The sequence below is a fragment of the Streptomyces rubradiris genome, assembly GCF_016860525.1.
Taxonomy (GTDB): Bacteria; Actinomycetota; Actinomycetes; order Streptomycetales; family Streptomycetaceae; genus Streptomyces; species Streptomyces rubradiris.
In genome coordinates, this window is sequence record NZ_BNEA01000015.1 from 5,071,410 (window position 1) to 5,087,678 (window position 16,269).

Annotated in this window: 16 protein-coding genes; 10 read left to right on the forward strand and 6 right to left on the reverse strand. The window is 75.1% G+C overall.

Translation table 11 applies throughout. The annotated features are described in order from the left end of the window. Positions 1-452 precede the first annotated feature (452 nt). The gene (locus tag Srubr_RS35780; RefSeq protein ID WP_373313521.1) at positions 453-1,580 is read left to right on the forward strand and encodes a permease; all 1,128 of its coding nucleotides are present in this window, start codon (positions 453-455) and stop codon (positions 1,578-1,580) included. Continuing rightward, positions 1,577-2,305 carry a TIGR03943 family putative permease subunit gene (locus tag Srubr_RS35785; protein WP_189995851.1) on the forward strand — a complete coding sequence of 243 codons (729 nt, stop codon included), beginning with the start codon at positions 1,577-1,579 and terminating at the stop codon, positions 2,303-2,305. The genes Srubr_RS35780 and Srubr_RS35785 overlap by 4 nt, the downstream gene beginning before the upstream one ends. Before the next feature lie 36 nt (positions 2,306-2,341). Here Srubr_RS35785 and Srubr_RS35790 read toward each other — a convergent pair whose 3' ends face one another. Beyond that, positions 2,342-3,241: an LAETG motif-containing sortase-dependent surface protein gene (locus Srubr_RS35790; protein ID WP_189995849.1), complete on the reverse strand. Its 900-nt coding sequence runs from the start codon at positions 3,239-3,241 to the stop codon at positions 2,342-2,344. A 105-nt stretch (positions 3,242-3,346) separates the two neighbouring features. Next, complete coding sequence (locus tag Srubr_RS35795; protein WP_189995847.1) at positions 3,347-4,819, reverse strand: glycoside hydrolase; 1,473 nt, start codon at positions 4,817-4,819, stop codon at positions 3,347-3,349. A 229-nt stretch (positions 4,820-5,048) separates the two neighbouring features. On the opposite strand from Srubr_RS35795, the gene Srubr_RS35800 reads away from it, so the two are divergent. Then, complete coding sequence (locus Srubr_RS35800) at positions 5,049-5,882, forward strand: class E sortase (RefSeq protein WP_189995845.1); 834 nt, start codon at positions 5,049-5,051, stop codon at positions 5,880-5,882. Positions 5,883-5,897: 15 nt separating this feature from the next. Here Srubr_RS35800 and Srubr_RS35805 read toward each other — a convergent pair whose 3' ends face one another. Next, entirely contained in the window at positions 5,898-7,364 is a 1,467-nt protein-coding gene (locus Srubr_RS35805) for an MFS transporter (protein WP_189995843.1), read from the reverse strand. A 150-nt stretch (positions 7,365-7,514) separates the two neighbouring features. Between Srubr_RS35805 and Srubr_RS35810 the strand changes: the two genes are divergently transcribed. The 4 genes from Srubr_RS35810 (at position 7,515) to Srubr_RS35825 (ending at position 10,409) form a co-directional block, all read left to right on the forward strand. After that, positions 7,515-8,063 carry a winged helix-turn-helix transcriptional regulator gene (locus tag Srubr_RS35810; protein WP_189995841.1) on the forward strand — a complete coding sequence of 183 codons (549 nt, stop codon included), beginning with the start codon at positions 7,515-7,517 and terminating at the stop codon, positions 8,061-8,063. Positions 8,064-8,110: 47 nt separating this feature from the next. Beyond that, positions 8,111-8,437 (forward strand): DUF6412 domain-containing protein, encoded by a 327-nt coding sequence (locus Srubr_RS35815; RefSeq protein WP_189995839.1) that lies wholly within the window; start codon positions 8,111-8,113, stop codon positions 8,435-8,437. A 265-nt stretch (positions 8,438-8,702) separates the two neighbouring features. Further along, positions 8,703-9,413 carry a YidC/Oxa1 family membrane protein insertase gene (locus tag Srubr_RS35820; protein ID WP_189995837.1) on the forward strand — a complete coding sequence of 237 codons (711 nt, stop codon included), beginning with the start codon at positions 8,703-8,705 and terminating at the stop codon, positions 9,411-9,413. A 138-nt stretch (positions 9,414-9,551) separates the two neighbouring features. After that, positions 9,552-10,409, forward strand: coding sequence for a fumarylacetoacetate hydrolase family protein (locus tag Srubr_RS35825; RefSeq protein WP_189995835.1), 858 nt, complete (start codon positions 9,552-9,554; stop codon positions 10,407-10,409). 100 nt (positions 10,410-10,509) lie between these two features. Here Srubr_RS35825 and Srubr_RS35830 read toward each other — a convergent pair whose 3' ends face one another. The 3 genes from Srubr_RS35830 to Srubr_RS35840 all read right to left on the reverse strand — a co-directional run bounded on the left by Srubr_RS35830 (position 10,510) and on the right by Srubr_RS35840 (position 13,024). Next, positions 10,510-11,376, reverse strand: coding sequence for an LLM class F420-dependent oxidoreductase (locus Srubr_RS35830; protein WP_189995833.1), 867 nt, complete (start codon positions 11,374-11,376; stop codon positions 10,510-10,512). A gap of 95 nt (positions 11,377-11,471) precedes the next feature. Then, complete coding sequence (locus Srubr_RS35835) at positions 11,472-11,951, reverse strand: heme-degrading domain-containing protein (protein ID WP_189995831.1); 480 nt, start codon at positions 11,949-11,951, stop codon at positions 11,472-11,474. Further along, positions 11,951-13,024 (reverse strand): Gfo/Idh/MocA family protein, encoded by a 1,074-nt coding sequence (locus tag Srubr_RS35840; RefSeq protein WP_189995829.1) that lies wholly within the window; start codon positions 13,022-13,024, stop codon positions 11,951-11,953. The genes Srubr_RS35835 and Srubr_RS35840 overlap by 1 nt, the downstream gene beginning before the upstream one ends. A gap of 83 nt (positions 13,025-13,107) precedes the next feature. Here Srubr_RS35840 and Srubr_RS35845 point away from each other — a divergent pair, with 83 nt between their 5' ends. The 3 genes from Srubr_RS35845 to Srubr_RS35855 all read left to right on the forward strand — a co-directional run bounded on the left by Srubr_RS35845 (position 13,108) and on the right by Srubr_RS35855 (position 16,231). After that, entirely contained in the window at positions 13,108-14,244 is a 1,137-nt protein-coding gene (locus Srubr_RS35845) for an ROK family transcriptional regulator (RefSeq protein ID WP_189996020.1), read from the forward strand. 291 nt (positions 14,245-14,535) lie between these two features. Then, positions 14,536-15,348 carry a hypothetical protein gene (locus Srubr_RS35850; protein ID WP_189995827.1) on the forward strand — a complete coding sequence of 271 codons (813 nt, stop codon included), beginning with the start codon at positions 14,536-14,538 and terminating at the stop codon, positions 15,346-15,348. Positions 15,349-15,475: 127 nt separating this feature from the next. Continuing rightward, a complete protein-coding gene (locus tag Srubr_RS35855) occupies positions 15,476-16,231 on the forward strand; it encodes a GntR family transcriptional regulator (protein WP_189995825.1) in 756 nt (251 codons plus the stop codon). Positions 16,232-16,269 lie beyond the last annotated feature (38 nt).

The following is a 16,269-nucleotide window of genomic DNA, read 5'->3' on the forward strand; positions in this document are numbered from 1 at the left end:
CGTACTGCCGGGCGCCGGTGAACGTGAGGCGCACAGGGGCCACGTACGGGCCGCCGTGGCCGACCGCTATCTTCGGGCGGGCGGACACAGGGGCCCACCGGGGCCCGGGAGGACAGGGGGGCCGGCACGTGCGGGAGGTGGGCGGGGTGAGCCCGGTACCGGAGCGGCGGGGCTCCGGGGAGGGAGAGCGGACGGGCTCCGGGGAGGGAGAGCGGCGGGGCCCCGGGGAGGGCAATCCGCCGGGTGGCGTGGCCGGCCTTCGTGCGGTGCCCGCGCCCTTCCCTGAGAATCCGGTTCGAAAAGCGTCAGTCCTCGGCGCACCGTCCCGCACAGCGCCGGCCCCTGAGCCGCCTGCCCCCGAGGCGGCCGTCCCTGCGACACCGCCCCGCACAACGCTGACTCGTACGGCGCCGGCTGACGTGCCGACCGCTGGCGCGCCGGCCACTGAGACGTTGGCCGGTGAGGGGCCGACCGCCGGGAGTCCGACCGCCGGGAGTCCGGTCGCCGGGAGTCCGGTCGCTGAGAACCCGGTCGCCGGTAGCCCGGTCGTCGAGAACCCGGTCGCCGAGAACCCGGTCGTCGACGCGCCGGCCCCCCGGACGCCCGCCCCGCCCCCCTCGCCCGCCCCGCCCCCCTTCTGGCCCCTGCTGCTCCTCGGTGCCGCCGTGCTCCCCGGGGTCGTCGTCTTCCTGCTCGGGCGGTGGGGGGACGCCCCGGCCGTGCAGGCATGGCGGACCGTGTGTCTCGCCGTGACCGTGCAGGCGTTGCCGTTCCTGGTGCTGGGCACCGCCCTGTCCGGGGCCATCAACGCCTTCGTGCCGGAGAGCGTGTTCCGCCGTGTCCTGCCGCGCCGGCCCGCGCTCGCCGTCCCGGTGGCCGGTGTCGCGGGGGTCGTGCTGCCCGGGTGCGAGTGCGCCTCCGTGCCGGTCGCCGGCAGTCTCATCAGCCGGGGCGTCACCCCGGCCGCCGCCTTCGCGTTCCTGCTCTCCGCGCCCGCCGTCAACCCGGTCGTGCTCACCGCCACCGCGATCGCGTTCCCCGGGAATCCCGCCATGGTGCTCGCCCGGCTGCTCGCCTCCCTCGCCACCGCCGTCGTCATGGGCTGGCTGTGGCTGCGGTTCGGGCGGGCCGAGTGGCTGCGGCCCGCCGCACGGCACACCGGACACCGGGCGGGACACAGCCGGTGGGAGGAGTTCCGGCGCGGATTCCAGCACGACTTCCTGCACGCCGGCGGGTTCCTGGTGGTCGGCGCCATGGCCGCGGCCACCTTCAACGTCACCGTCCCGGGCTCCGTGCTCGACACCTTCTCCGCCTCGCCCTGGCTGTCCGTGCTGTTCCTCGCCGCCCTCGCCATCGTGCTCGCGGTGTGCTCCGAGGCCGACGCCTTCCTGGCCGCCTCGCTGACCGGGTTCCCGCCGGTGGCGCGGCTGGCGTTCATGGTGGTGGGGCCGATGGTCGACCTGAAGCTCATCGCCCTCCAGGCGGGAACCTTCGGGCGGGCCTTCGCGGTACGGTTCTCCGCCGCGACCGCGGTCGTCGCCGTCGCCTGCTCGGCGCTGACCGCGGGGGTGCTGCTGTGAGGCGGTCGCTCCAGGCGGGGCTGCTCGTGCTGTGCGGGCTCGGGCTGCTGCACGTCTCCCTGGTCACGGACCTGTACCTGCGCTACGTCAAGGAGGGCATGCGGCCCCTGCTCATCGCCGCCGGGGCCGTGCTGCTTCTGCTGGGACTCGCGAGCGCCGTCCTCGACAGAGGGGCGCACAACGGTGACGGGCACGGTCACGGGCATTCCGGGCCGCCCGGAGTCGCCTGGCTGCTGCTCCTCCCCGCCCTCAGCCTGCTCTGCTACGCCCCGCCCGCCCTCGGCGCCTACACCGCGGCCCGGCAGTCGGCGAAGCCCGTCGTCCACCGCGGTGACTTCGGTCCGCTGCCGCGCACCTCACCCCTGCCCATGACCCTCTCCGACTTCACCAGCCGGGTGCGGGAGGACCGCGGTCAGGCCATCAAGGGGCGCGTCGTCCGGATGACCGGCTTCGTGACCCCCGGGGACGGCGACGGCTGGGAGCTGACCCGGCTCGTCCTCAACTGCTGTGCCGCCGACGCCCAGTCGGTCAAGGTGCGCGTCCACGGCGGGCCCGTGCCGCCCGCCGACACCTGGGTGACGGTCACCGGGACCTGGCACCCCGGCGGGACGCTCGGCACCGCGTCCGCGCCGGTCGCGCTGGACGCCCGTACGGTCACGAAGGTCCCCCGGCCCACGAACGGCTACCAGGACGCCCTGCCGCCGGGGGAAACCGCCGTACGGTGACACCGGCACGCGGTCACCCCGGCGCCGGCCGGTCCGTCAGCCCCTGCGGCGGCGGGCGAACACCACCGCTCCGGCGCCCAGTACGGCCAGGCCGGCGGCCGCCGCGGCGAGCGGGAGGGTGGCGTCGGAGCCGCCGGTCTCGGCCAGCTCACCGCCCGTTGCGGAGGGGGCGGACGCGGGGACCGGGGCGGCCGACGTCGTCGAGGTGGGGGACGGGGTGGACGACGCGGTGGTGCTCGGGGACGCCGTGGGCTGCGCGGACGTGGGCGTGGACGTCGGGGTGGGGGTGGCCTGGGACGCGGTCGGCGTGGGCCGGGCGGAGCTCGGGGTCGGCTTGGGGGTGGTGGTCGCGCGCCGGATGCGGATCGCGTCGTACCCGGGGGCGGTGCCCAGGCACTTCACCTCCTTGCCGGTGTCCGGGTAGCGGTACACGTCCTCGAAGGCGCCCCTGAAGTCGAACTCGGAGCCGCCGAGCCCCGCCGGCACCTCCTTGATCACCCGCACCCGCAGGTCGTAGGAGCGGGTCTGGCCGGACGGCAGGGGCTCGGAGGCGACGATCTCCATGCCGTTCACGGGCTGCCAGGCGCCGTCCGCCGTGCGCACCTCCAGCTTCACGAACTTGGTCAGGTCCTGGTACTCCGGCTCTTCGGTCTGGAGCCAGGGGTAGGCGCGCACGCCCACCTCCGGGATGTCCCGCCGGCCCAGGTTGGTCACGGAGCCCTTGGCCGGGGCCCAGTCGCCGCCCGGCACCAGTTCGTCGGCGGCGATGTCGAACGACGCCTTCAGGTCGCGCTGTTTGTAGTCGCCGAACGCGGTCGACACGTCGGTGCAGAGGGGCAGGGAGTTCAGGCCGTCCTCCGCCGCCCCGGCGGCGGGCGTGCCGGTGAGCAGGGCGACGGAGGCTGCGGCCGCGACCACGGCCGGACGGTACTTCATGGAAGCGGTCCTCACGGTGTGATGAGTGCGTCGAACGGGTTGCTTTTCGTACACCTTGAGGACTGGTCAGCGATGCCCAGGGTTGTACGGCGCGCCTCGCCGGACCTATCCGGTGACGCCGTCGATCTGAAGGGTCTGGACCGACTTCGGTGCGAACGGGACGGACACCGACGTGCCGTTGAGGCGGGTGTCGGAGTGGGGTGCGTAGCGGTCGCCGCCCGTCGTCACCGTGTTCCAGCGGGGGACCAGGCCGTCCGGGCCGCCGGTGACGGCGGTGAAGCGGGACAGGTCGAAGGTCAGGGTCTGGGCGGCGGCGGAGGTGTTGGCGGCGACGATCACCAGGCGTTTCGCCGGCCGGTCCAGGGCCGCCGCCGCGTAGCTCACGCCGGTGTCGAGGATCGTCATGCCGGGGCGGATGTGCCGGGTGAACTGGGCGAGGACGTAGTACTTCGTCTGTACCGCGCCGGGCTGCCGGGTGGCCGGGTCGTAGGTGATCGCCGCCCAGCCCGCGCTGGGGTCCATCACCTGCCAGTACACCCAGGCCGTGGGGTGCAGCCAGCGGAAGTCGTAGAGGAGGTTGCTCGCCGTCGTCAGGCCGGTGGCGTCGCCGTCGCCGGTCTCGGAGTTCCACAGGGCCTTGCGGTCGGTGGTCACCACGTCCGTGTACAGCAGGTCGCGGCGGCCCCCGGAGCCCTGGTAGCCGTGCACGTTGACCCGGTCCACGTGCCCCTTGACCGTGCCGGAGAAGGAGTTCCAGGTGGTGCGGGCCAGGTCGTAGCCCGTCTCGTCGGACGCGGCGATCCGGGTGCCGGTCAGGCCCCGCTTGTCCAGCTCGGAGCGCAGGTACGGCAGTACGGCCGCCTGGGTGGCCGCGCCGATGTGGCAGCCCTCCTGGGTGCCGGTCGCGGTCCACCAGGACGAGGAGGGCTCATTGAACGGCTCCACCGTCGCGAAGTCCACGCCCCAGTGCTGCCGGGCGTACAGGGCGACGGCGGCGAGGTGGGCGGCGTGCTGCCGGTGGTTCCAGGACTGGAGGTTGTCGCCGCCGTCGGCCGCGCCGGACGGGTTGTGGTTCGTGCACATCCACCACATGGGGGAGTTGGCGAACAGTTCCGAGATCGCGCCGCGCCGGGTGGCCTTCACGAGCATGGCCCGCTGGGCGGCGTCCGCCGTCCACTTCCAGGCAGCGGAGGCCGGGTCCTCGTTCGTCCAGTCCTGCCAGTAGCCCTCGATCTGCTTGAAGGAGGGGATGTTCGGGGAGACGGCCATCGTCGTGCCGCCCACACTGTTCCAGCCGCACGCGCCCAGGTTGTAGCGGGCGATGTTCAGGCCGAGGCCGGGCAGCGAGGTGCCGTTGTACGTGGTGCTCCTGGTCGTGAAGAAGATGTCGGCGAAGTCGTCCCGGGTGCCGAAGACGTTCGCCCACCAGGCCAGGGAGGTGCCCCAGCCCTCCCAGGTGCCGTACGACGCCGAGGGGTTGACGGAGATCGTCGCGTCCGCCCGGGCCGTGCCCGTGGCCAGTGCGCTGCCGAGCAGGCCGCCGCCCGCGGCGGCCAGCAGTGTTCTGCGTCGGATCATGGGTGCGTTCGCTGCCTCTCCATGCGGCTGCGGCACCGCGTCCGGAAGCGGTGCCGCTTCGTCCCCCCGGTATGCCACCACGAAGCATCGGGGCTGCCGGACGGCGTTGTCGAGGGTTGTGACGGCCCTTCCTCAAACCCGTTGGAAAAGGCGATCGGCCTGATGCCTATGGCCAGTTGAGGGCGCCGGGCCTATCGTGCGGGCGGCTTGGCGGAGGAGGTGGGGGTGGATGCGGGCGGCTGCGGGCGTACGGGTCGTGGGGCACGGGGACCGGCGCCGGCGTGCCTGGGGCAGGCGGGTGCTGTGGGGCGGGGGCGAGCTGCTGGTGACGGCCGGGCTGGTCCTGCTGTTGCTGGTCGCGCACCAGATGTGGTGGACCAACCGGGAGGCCCGGCGCGGCGCCGAGCGCGCGGTGGCGGCGCTGGAGCGGCAGTGGGAAGAGGACGGAGAGGGGGAGCGGGGCGAGGGTACGGCGGCCGGGCTCGGCGGTGGTCCTTCCGGCGGTGCCGTCACGGCTCCGGACACGGACCCGGCCACGGACGCCGACCCGGCGCGCCCCGGAACCTCCTCCGCGCCCCGGCGCCCGTACGCCCCCGCGTCCCCGCCCCACCACTCCCGGGCGTACGCCGTCCTCGGCATCCCCCGGCTGGGGCTGCGCGTCCCCGTCGCGGAGGGCGTGGACCGGGCGGAAGTGCTGAACAAGGGGTACGCCGGTCACTACCCCGGCACCCAGCAGCCGGGCCAGGCCGGGAACTTCGCGCTCGCCGGGCACCGCAACACCCACGGCGAACCCTTCCGGTACCTGCCCCGGCTGCGGCGCGGGGACACCGTCGAGGTGGAGACGGGCTCGGCGACGTACACCTACGGCGTCGACCGCGTCCTGCCGCGCACGACGGCCCGGGACGTGGGGGTCGTACGGCCCGTCCCGCGCTCGCTGGTCCGGCCCGGGTACGGGTACGACGAGCCGGGCCACTACCTCACCCTGACCACCTGCACCCCCGAGTTCACCTCCCGCTACCGGCTGGTGGTGTGGGCGAGGCTGGTGTCCGTGCGGCCCGGGTGAGCACCCCGGGCGGGGTCACGCGGCCTCCCGCGACACCAGCACGCCCACCGCGCCCGCCACCGCCAGCCCCGCCGACACCAGCAGGGCGAGGTCCGTGCCCCGGGCCAGGTCACCGGCCGACGTGGCGAGGGCGATGGTCAGGGCCACGCCCGCGCAGGAGCCGATGTAGCGGAAGGTCTGCTGGGCGCCGGAGCCCATCGCGGCCCGCTCCCGGGGCACCGACTCCACGGCGAGCAGCGGCAGCGCGCCGTTGAGCAGCCCGCTGCCGACCCCGGCGATGACCAGGCCGGGCAGCAGTCGGGGCCAGGAACCGGCGCCGACGGCACCGAGCATCGTCAGCACGGCGACCGCGTGCAGGGCGAAGCCGAGGGCGAGCCGGGTGCGCGGGGCGAGGCGGCCGTCCAGATGTCTGACCTGGAGGGCGACGGCGAAACTCAGCCCGGCCCACAGCAGGAACAGCCAGGCCGTGGCCAGGGGAGACAGGCACAGGGTTTGCTGGAGCAGCGCCGGCAGGTAGCTGAACACGCCGATCACGGCGAGACCGGTGAACAGGCCGCCTGCGGAGGAGGCCAGGAAGCGGGGCCGGCGCAGCAGCCCGAGGTCGATCATCGGGGTGGCGGCCCGGCGCTCGATCGCGGCGAAGGCGGCGATGAGCAGCACGGCCGCCGCGAGCAGCAGGCCGACCGGGGCGCGCAGCCAGCCGTCCCGGCCCAGGGTGAGGGCCGCGACCAGGGCGGCGAGCGCCACGCCGAAGGTGAGCGCGCCGAGCACGTCCGGCCGGCCGCCGCGCGGGGCGCGTGACTCGGTGAGGCTCCGGGCGCCGAGCGCGGCCACCACCAGCGCGGCGGCGCCCAGCAGGGCGTAAGCGAGCCGCCAGTTCGGCAGGGCGCCCGCGAGCAGCGGGCCCACGGCGATGCCGCCGCTGACGAACGCGCCCCACACCCCGGTGGCGTGCAGCCGGCCGCGCGGGCTGGGGAAGGCGTGCACGATCAGGCCGAGCGCGCTGGCCAGCAGGGCCGCGCTGGCCGCGCCCTGGGCGACCCGGACCAGGGTGAACTGCCAGGTCGACGTGGTCACCGCGGCGAGGGCGGTGGTGAGGCCGAGGCCCAGGGTGCCGGCCAGGAAGATCCGGCGGCGGCCGTGGTCGTCGGCGAGGCTGCCGGCCACCAGCAGCAGGGCGGCGAGCCCGAGCGGGGTGCCGTTCAGCAGCCAGGCCTGGGCGGACAGCGGGGTGTGCAGATCGCGCGCGGTGTCCGGCAGCGTGACCATCGGGGCGGTGTACGACATGAGGGTCACGGCGGTCGCGGCGCTGGTCAGGGCCAGGGTGGCGCCGGGGCGCGCGGGCGCTTCCCCTGTGACGGCGGGGGAGTCGTCCGGTGGGGTGCCTGGGGCGGCGGGGGAGTCGCTCGCCGGGGTGCCTGGGATGGTCGCGGAGTCGCTCGCCGGGGTGCCTGGGGTGGTCGCGGAGTCGGGCCGGGGCATGGTCTGTCGTGTCCTTCCGGGGCCGGCGTCCGGTCCGGTCCGGTCCGGCGAAGCCCGCGCGTATCGGTTCGGTCATTGAATCAACCTCGGTCGGCGACACCGTAGCACTGTCGGTTCGTTCACTGAACCAATGCACCGTGCGCGGTTACAGTGGACGGCATGGCACTGGGCAAGGACTACGTGACGCAGGAGTGCTCGATCGCCCGCGCTCTGGAGGTCGTCGGCGAGCGCTGGACACTGCTCGTGGTCCGCGACGCGATCTACGGCGTCCGGCGCTACAACGACTTCCTCGTCCACCTCGGCATCCCGCGCGCCGTCCTCTCCGACCGGCTGCGCACGCTCACCGAGCAGGGCATCCTCGAAAAGCGCCGGTACCAGGAGGCGCCGCCGCGCGACGAGTACGTCGTCACCGAGCGCGGCACCGCCCTGTGGCCCGCGCTGCGCGCCCTGAGCCAGTGGGGGCTGGAGCACGCCGACGCCGGCCGGCTGCGGTCCTTCCGGCACGCGGACTGCGGCGGGGAGGTCGGGCCGTACGGAACGTGCGCCGACTGCGGAACTCCCGTGCCGGTCGCCGACATCGTCATGGTGCCGGGGCCGGAACTGGACACCGCTCCCCAGGACCCGGTCAGCAGGGCGCTGCTGCTGCCGAAGCGGCTGCTGGAGCCCCTGGAGACCGAACCGGCGCGTCTGGCACACTGATCGGAGGCACGGTGTACGGAAGTGCGAAGGAGAGAGGGGGAGTTGTGATGCGCGGCAGTGCGGTCGGCCCCCGTCCCCTCGCCTTCCTGCCGGCCCTGGCGCAGTTGCTGCTGCTCCAGACCGCCCTCCTCGGCAGCGGCGGTCTCACCACCGCCGTCGCCCTCGCCGCGACCGCGACCGTCGCCGCGACGCTCGCCGCCTGCGCCCTGCTGGCCGCGCGGCGCGTGCCCGCCGTACCCCCGACCCGCGTGCGCACGGCCATCCGCGACCGGGCCCGCCGCACCGCCTTCCTGCCCCAGCGCGACCCCGACGCACCCGGCCGGCGACGGCCCAGGGCCCCCGGACACGCCGGACCGGCGACGACCGCCGCGTAGGGCACGTCGGCGCAGCCACGCTCGGGCGCACCCGTACGTCCCCGCGTCCGCGCACCCGTACCCCCGCGCACCCGCGCATCCGTACGTTGCGCACCCGTGAGGCCGTAGGGCCGCACGTCCGCGTATCCGCCGACGGCTGATCCCGCGCGGCTCGTCATGCCGTTTCCCCGCCGAACCCCCTGATTCCCCACCGGACCCCTGCTTCCGGCCGAATCCCCTGGTTCCGGCCGCTTCCGGCACGACGAGACCCCCGGAGGGCTCACCCATGTCCGTCTTCGCCCGTCTGGTCGAGCACCTCGCCGACCTGCTCACCCCGCTCTTCCACGCCTCCGCGGCGGCCGCCGCGATCGTCCTGTTCACCGCGCTGGTACGGCTCCTGGTCCACCCGCTGTCCCGGGCCGCCGCGCGCGGCCGGCGTGCCCGTGCCGCGCTCCAGCCGGAGATCGACGCGCTGCGCGCCCGGCACGCCCGCGACCCGGAGCGGTTCCAGCGGGCGGTGCTCGAACTGCACGCCCGGGAGAAGGTCTCACCGCTGTCCGGCTGCCTGCCCGGCCTGCTCCAGCTGCCCGCCTTCTTCCTCCTCTACCACCTCTTCTCCAGCACCACGATCGGCGGCGAGCGCAACTCCCTGCTGGACCACCGGCTGTTCACGGCACCGCTCGGCGGACGCTGGGCCGACGCGCTCGCCGACGGCGGGGTGTTCGGCCCGGCCGGACTGGTCTACCTCGGCCTGTTCGCCCTCGTCGCGGCCGTCGCCACCGTCAACTACCGGCGCGCCCGGCGGACGATGGCCGGCCGGCCCGCCCCGGCCGTCGGCGGCGACCAGGTGCCCGGCCTCGCCGCGGTCACCCGGGTGACCCCGTTCCTGTCCTTCTTCACCCTCGTCTCGGTGGCGTTCGTCCCGCTGGCCGCCGCGCTGTACATCGTCACCAGCACGGCGTGGAGCGCGGCGGAGCAGGCCCTGCTGTACCGCTGAGCGGTACCGGGCGTCCCGGTTACGGTCCAGTACCTGAACAGGGTCTTGCGGACTGGACAGGGGAATTGGAGGATCAGCCAGTCCTTTCGATGGCTGCACCCATCGGCGGGGCGCCCGCGATCGAGGGAGAAGGTGACCATGAAGCTGCTGCGAGTCGGTACGGCCGGGGCCGAGCGCCCCGCACTGCTCGACGCCGGGGGGACCCTCCGGGACCTGTCAGGCCTCGTGGACGACATCGACGGCGCGCTCCTCGCCGACGAGGAGGCGCTCGCCCGGCTCCGGGCGGCGGCCGGCTCCGGCGACCTGCCCGCGCTGGACGCGACCGGACTGCGGATCGGCCCCCCGGTCGCCCGTATCGGGAAGGTCGTGTGCATCGGGCTGAACTACCACGACCACGCCCGCGAGGCGGGCGCCGAGCCGCCCGCCGAGCCGGTCGTCTTCCTCAAGGCGCCGGACACGGTGGTCGGGCCGGACGACACGGTGCTGGTGCCGCGCGGCTCGGCGAAGACGGACTGGGAGGTCGAACTCGCGGTCGTCATCGGCCGTACGGCCCGCTACCTGGACTCGGCTGAGGAGGCGCTCGCGCACGTCGCCGGGTACGCGGTGGCGCACGACGTCTCCGAGCGGGAGTTCCAGATCGAGCGGGGCGGGACCTGGGACAAGGGCAAGAACTGCGAGACGTTCAACCCGCTGGGCCCGTGGCTGGTGACGGCCGACGAGATCGCCGACCCGCAGGACCTGTCGCTGCGGCTGTGGGTGAACGGCGAGCTGAAGCAGGACGGCACGACGGCCGAGCAGATCTTCCCCGTGGGTGAGGTCGTGCGCTACCTCAGCCGGTTCATGACCCTGTACCCCGGCGACGTCATCAACACGGGCACGCCGGCCGGAGTGGCGATGGGCGCGCCCGAGCCCAAGCCGTACCTGCGCGCCGGGGACGTGGTGGAGCTGGAGATCGAGGGGCTCGGCCGGCAGCGGCAGGAACTGAAGGACGCGTAGCGGCCCCGCCGGGAGAGCCGGGGAGGGCCGGGAGCGCGGCCTCGCCCGGACATGTGTCCGGGCCGGTCGCGCGGTTCCCGTACCCCTTGTTCCGGACCGGCTAGCCCAGGAGGGCGGCGAGGTCGCGCCATTCCTTCCTCGGGAGGACCTCGCCGACGTTCGCCGTCACCACCTGGAGGGCCACGTGGTCCGCGCCCGCCTGGTGGAAGGCGTTGACGTGCTCGCGGATCCGGGTCTCGTCGCCCCAGGCGAAGACCGCGTCGATGAGCCGGTCGCTGCCGCCGTCGGCGACGTCCTCCTCCGTGAAGCCCAGCCGCAGGAAGTTGTTGGTGTAGTTGGGCAGTTCCAGGTAGCGGGCCAGGTAGGCGCGGGCCGTCTCCCGGGCCCGGCCCGGGTCGCTCTCCAGGACCACCTTCAGCTCGGGGGCCAGCAGCGGCCCCGCGCCCAGGATCTCCCGGGCCCGCTCGGTGTGCTCGGGCGTGGTCAGGTACGGGATCGCGCCGGCCGCGCGGTCCCGGGCCAGCTCCAGCATCCGGGGGCCCAGCGCGGCCAGCACCCGCCGCTCGGCGGGCACGCCCGCCCGGTCCAGCTCGTCCAGGTACTCGACCATGGCCGCGTACGGGCGCCGGTACTCCTTCACCCGCGGGCCGTGGCTCACCCCGAGGCCGAGCGCGAACCGGCCGGGGTGGGCGGTCTCCAGCCCGGTGAAGCCGGCCGCAGTGGTGGCGGCGTCCTGCTGCCAGACGCTCTGGATGCTGGTGCCGACGACGACACCACGCGTGGCGCCGACGAGCGGGGCCGCGTGGTCCGCGGTGCTGTTGCCGCCCAGCCAGATCGCGCCGTACCCGAGTTCCTCCAGCTCGGCCGCGGCCTCGTCCAGCTCGCCGCGCCGGGCCGGGTCCTCGGCGCGCAGTTCGATGCTCCAGACGCCGTAGCGGCCGACGCCTTCCTTCAGTGCGGTGGTCATCGGATGTGATCCCTCCGGTGGTGGACAGTGCCGTGATCGTCAGGCCTTCGGTCCTGCCAACCGGAGGGTGACCCGGGTTGATTCCCGCCGTTCCCTCAGCCGGCCGAACGGCCGAGGAACTCCTCCAGCGCCTCCACCACGAACCGGTGGTCCTCGATCTGGGGCAGGCCGGAGACGGTCACCGCGCCGATCACGCCGACGCCCTCCACCGTGACCGGGAAGGAGCCGCCGTGCGCCGCGTAGGTGTCCGGGTCCAGGCGGGAGGAGTCCTCGAAGGTCGTGCCCTTGGCGCGGAAGCGGGCGCCGACCAGGTAGGACGGGGCGCCGTAGCGTTCCACCACCCGGCGCTTGCGGGCGATCCAGGCGTCGTTGTCCGGGGCCGAGCCCGGCAGGGCGGCGTGGAAGAGCTGCTGGCCGGCCCGGTGGATGTCGATGGCGACCGGCGCCCGGCGCTCCCGGGCCCGCTCGACCAGGAGGCAGCCGAGGGCCCAGGCGTCCTCGTGGGTGAACCGCCGGAAGACCAGGCGCCGCTGCTGCTCCTCCAGCTCCTGGACGGTCGGGGCGTTCTCGGGCATCACAGGGTCACCGTCACCTTCTCGCGGGCGGACCGGCGGGCCGCTTCCAGGACGTCGAGCGCGGCGGCGGCCTCCAGGGCGGTCACCGGGTTGGGCCCGGTGCCGCGCAGGGCGTCGGCGACGGCCGCGTAGTAGGCCGGGTAGTCGCCCGGCAGGGTCGGTACGGGGGTGCCGGCGCCGGTCAGCGGGGACTCCCCGGAGCCGATCCGGCCCCACAGGGACTCGTCCTCGGTGCCCCAGCCGGCGGTGGTGCCGGGCCGGCCGCCCTCGCGCAGGGCCGCCTCCTGCGGGTCCAGGCCGTACTTGACGTAGCCCGCGCGGGAGCCCAGCACCCGGAAGCGGGGGCCGAGCTGGGCGGCCGTCGCGGAGACGTAGAGGTGGGAGCGGACGCCGCTCGCGTGGGTGAGCGCGATGAAGGTGTCGTCGTCGGTCTCGGCGCCCGGGCGGCGGATGTCGGTCTCGGCGTACACCTCGGTGGCCGGGCCGAAGAGGACCAGGGCCTGGTCGACGACGTGGCTGCCGAGGTCGTAGAGCAGGCCGCCGATCTCGGCGGGGTCACCGGACTCGCGCCAGCCGCCCTTGGGCCGCGGGCGCCAGCGCTCGAAGCGGGACTCGAAGCGCCAGGCGTCGCCGAGTGCGCCGTCCGCCAGCAGCGTGCGCAGGGTCAGGAAGTCGTTGTCCCAGCGGCGGTTCTGGAAGACCGACAGCAGCAGACCGCGCTCCTCGGCGAGGGCGGACAGCGCCCGCGCCTCGGCCGCGGTGCCGGCGACCGGCTTGTCCACGACCACCGGCAGGCCCGCCCGGAGCGCGGTGGTGGCCAGCGGCACGTGGGTCTTGTTCGGGGAGGCCACGACGACGAGGTCCAGCTCGTCCGCCCGGTCGAACAGCTCCTCGGCGGTGGCGACGGGCCGGACCTCCGGGAACTCGGCGAGGGCCTGCTTCTGCCGCTCCGGGTTCGAGGTCACCACGGTGTCCAGGGCGAGGCCCTCGGTGGCGGCGATCAGCGGGGCGTGGAAGACCGAGCCGGCGAGGCCGTAGCCGATCAGGCCGACGCGGAGGGGGGTTGCAGTCATGCGTCCCACTTTGGCAACGCTGTTGCGAAAGTGCAAGCGGCGGGGAGAATGGGGGCGTGAACAGGAGCGAGCCGAGGGCGGGGATGACGGGGGACAAGGGCGTCGCGGGGGCCAATCTCGGGCTGGTGCGCAGCCACAACACCGCGCTGGTGCTGGGGCTGCTGCGGGACGCCGGGGCCGAGGGCATCAGCCGGCTGGAGCTGGCCGAGCGCACCGGGCTGACCCCGCAGGCCGTCAGCAAGATCACCGCGCGGCTGCGGGCGGAGGGGTTCGCCACGGAGGCCGGGCGGCGGGCGTCGACCGGGGGCAAGCCGCGGACCGTGCTGCGGCTGGTACCGGAGGCGGGGCACGCCGTCGGGGTGCACCTGGACCGTGACGAACTGCGCGCCGTGCTCGTCCGGCTGGACGGTGCCGTGGTGGCCGAGCGGCGCGCGGAACTGGACCTGGGGGCGGGGGCCGAGGCCGTGCTGGGGGCGGTGTGCGCGGCGGTACACGACGTCGTGGGGGACCTGCCCGGTGCCGGCGGTGAGGACCTCGCCGGGGCCGGTTCGCTGGTCGGGGCGGGGGTGGCGCTGCCCGGCCCCCTGGACCACGCGCGCGGGGTGCTGCACCGGGTCACCGGGTTCCCCGAGTGGGACGGCTTTCCGCTGCGGGACGCGCTCGCGCGGCGGCTGGGGATGCCGGTGGTGGTCGACAAGGACACCAACGCGGCGGCGCTCGGGCTGGCGGTCGGCGGCGCGCAGGAGGTGGCGGGCCGGTCCTTCGCGTATCTGCACCTCGGTACGGGGCTCGGCGCCGGGCTGGTGATCGACGGCGGCGTGCACCGCGGGGCGCGCACCGGGGCGGGGGAGTTCGGCCACCAGGTGATCCAACTGGACGGGCCGCCGTGCGAGTGCGGGAACCGGGGCTGCGTGGAGGCACTGTGCCTCGGCGCGGCGGCCCGGGGCGAGATCACGGAGGCGGCACGGGTGCTCGGGGTGGCCGCCGGGAACCTGGTCGGGCTGCTGGACATCGACGGGGTGCTGCTCGGGGGACGTACGGTCGCGGGGGCGCCCGAGGCGTACGTACGGGGGGTCGCCGAGGCACTGGCCGCACGCGCCCGACGCGAGGGAGCGGACGAGGACGTACCCGTACGGGTCGCCCCGAGAGCGGAACGCCTGGTCTCGGAGGGCGCCGCACAACTGCTGCTGGCGCCGCTGTTCGGACGGGGGGATGTCTGACGGGGGAGCCCCCCCCGAAGGGGCGCGGGGAACCGCGCGACCGGCCACGACGGGCCCGCGGCCTGGCGACCGGCGGGTGGTCCCGCGGCGCCGTGGGTGACGCCGTTGCGTGTTCGGTCGAGGGTGCGGTGACTCGCTCAGGGGCGCGGGGAACTGCGCGACCGGCCACGGCGGGCCCGCAGACGACAACCGGCCGGTCGGCGTCCGGTGTCCGCCGGTGGAGGGGACCTTCCCCAGGCCCCGGCATGGCGGCGCCGCCACCCCCGTTCCGCCCGGCAGGGTCATGTGTTCATGCGACTGCGCACGCCCCTGTCCCGCTGCCTGGCTGCCGCGGCCGTGGCCGCGGCCACGGCAGCCACCGTCGTCCTCTCCGTGCCACCGTCCGCAGCCCACGTCCGCGCACAACCCCCCGCGGCCCCCTCCTGCGCCGCCGCCGACGCCCACACGTTCCCGCTGGCCACCCGCATCCGCGGCGGCCCCGCGTCGTACGAGGCCGGTGACCGGCCCCGCACCTGGTACATCGACCTCACCAACACCACCGACCGGCCCTGCGCCGGCATCCACCCGGTCGTGGTCCTCGTCGACGACGAACGCGCGCTGCGGCCGGACCACCCCCGCCTGGACTTCTACGACGGCCCCCGCGCCCACCGCGTCGCCTTCGAGGCCACCGACGCCCGGGAACTGGTCGGCGTGCTGGACGGCGCCGGATTCGCCGGGTTCACCGTGCCGCCCGGCCGGACCGTCGCCGTACGGGTCCGGTTCTCGCTCGCCCCGGACGCCGTGGCCGGCCGGGTCACCGCGAACGCCGCCGTCGTACAGCGGCGGGGCCAGGACGGGGACTGGGTCGGGGAGTCCAGCGCCTACCGCTTCTCGGTCACCGAGGACGGCGACGGCGGCAGCGAGGAGGGGCCGGAGGACCCCGACCCCGTACGGGAAGCGCGCGAAGCCCACGCCCTGCGCCCCACCCGCACCCCGGCCCCTTCCCCGGCCACCCGGGCCGCACCCGAGCCCGCCCGCACCCCGCTCACCACCGTCCTCGTCCCCCTGCTCACCCTGCTCGCCGCCGCCACCGGCGCCTGCCTCCTGCTCCGCGCCCGCCGCTGACGGCCCGCGCCCGCACCCGCCGCTGACGGCCCCGTCCCGCGCCCGCCGTTGCGCGCCCCGCGCCCACGCCCCTCCCCGCCCCCTCCCCACCCCCTCCGCCACCGACCCCGTCTGCGACGATCCCCCCGTGGACTACCCCAACGACCAGGCCCCCGGCGCCCCCGTCCGCTCCGGTATCCCCGAGCACGGGCGCATCCCCAAGTACTACGCGGTGAAGGCGCGGATCGCCGCGCTGCTGGAGGAACTGGGGGAGGGCGGCGTCATCCCCACCGAACGGGATCTCGCCGAGCGGTACGACGTGGCCCGCGAGACCGTGCGGCAGGCCGTGCGGGACCTGGTGCTGGAAGGCCGGCTGCGGCGCCGGGGCCGGGGCACGGTGGTCGCCGGACCCAAGCTGGCCCAGCCGCTGTCCCTGGCCAGCTACACCGAGGGCGTGCGCCGGCAGGGCCGCACCCCCGGCCGTACCCTCGTCACCCTCGACCGGTTCCCGTGCCCGGACCCGCTCGCCGCCGAGACCGGGATCGGCCGCGGTGAGCCCGTCTGGCACCTGGAGCGCGTGCTGCTCGCCGACGACGAGCGGGTGGGCCTGGAGAGCACGTACGTCGCCGTCGCGCGGGTGCCCCGGCTGGACGCCGACTTCGACCCGGACTCCTCCTTCTACGGCTACCTCGCCGCCCAGGGCATCTCCTTCGGCGACGCGGACGAGCGCATCGAGACCGTCCTGGCCACCCCCCGCGAGGCGCTCCTCATCGGCACCCCGCCCGCCCTGCCCATGCTGCTGATCCACCGGATCTCCCGGGACACCGAGGGCCGCCCGCTGGAGCGGGTGCGGTCGCTGTACCGCGGCGACCGCTTCTCCTTCACCACCCACCTCCAGGGCTGAGGGGCCCCGGCCGCTCCGCACCCCGCGCACCCCGCCCT

Coding starts and splice junctions, on each gene's coding strand:
- Srubr_RS35820 (WP_189995837.1), top strand. CDS start 8,703: ATGTCCGTCTTCGCCCGTCTGGTCGAGCACCTCGCCGACCTGCTCACC.
- Srubr_RS35850 (WP_189995827.1), top strand. CDS start 14,536: ATGCGACTGCGCACGCCCCTGTCCCGCTGCCTGGCTGCCGCGGCCGTG.
- Srubr_RS35830 (WP_189995833.1), bottom strand. CDS start 11,376: ATGACCACCGCACTGAAGGAAGGCGTCGGCCGCTACGGCGTCTGGAGC.
- Srubr_RS35835 (WP_189995831.1), bottom strand. CDS start 11,951: ATGCCCGAGAACGCCCCGACCGTCCAGGAGCTGGAGGAGCAGCAGCGG.
- Srubr_RS35845 (WP_189996020.1), top strand. CDS start 13,108: ATGACGGGGGACAAGGGCGTCGCGGGGGCCAATCTCGGGCTGGTGCGC.
- Srubr_RS35795 (WP_189995847.1), bottom strand. CDS start 4,819: ATGATCCGACGCAGAACACTGCTGGCCGCCGCGGGCGGCGGCCTGCTC.
- Srubr_RS35790 (WP_189995849.1), bottom strand. CDS start 3,241: ATGAAGTACCGTCCGGCCGTGGTCGCGGCCGCAGCCTCCGTCGCCCTG.
- Srubr_RS35840 (WP_189995829.1), bottom strand. CDS start 13,024: ATGACTGCAACCCCCCTCCGCGTCGGCCTGATCGGCTACGGCCTCGCC.
- Srubr_RS35805 (WP_189995843.1), bottom strand. CDS start 7,364: ATGCCCCGGCCCGACTCCGCGACCACCCCAGGCACCCCGGCGAGCGAC.
- Srubr_RS35815 (WP_189995839.1), top strand. CDS start 8,111: ATGCGCGGCAGTGCGGTCGGCCCCCGTCCCCTCGCCTTCCTGCCGGCC.
- Srubr_RS35800 (WP_189995845.1), top strand. CDS start 5,049: ATGCGGGCGGCTGCGGGCGTACGGGTCGTGGGGCACGGGGACCGGCGC.
- Srubr_RS35825 (WP_189995835.1), top strand. CDS start 9,552: ATGAAGCTGCTGCGAGTCGGTACGGCCGGGGCCGAGCGCCCCGCACTG.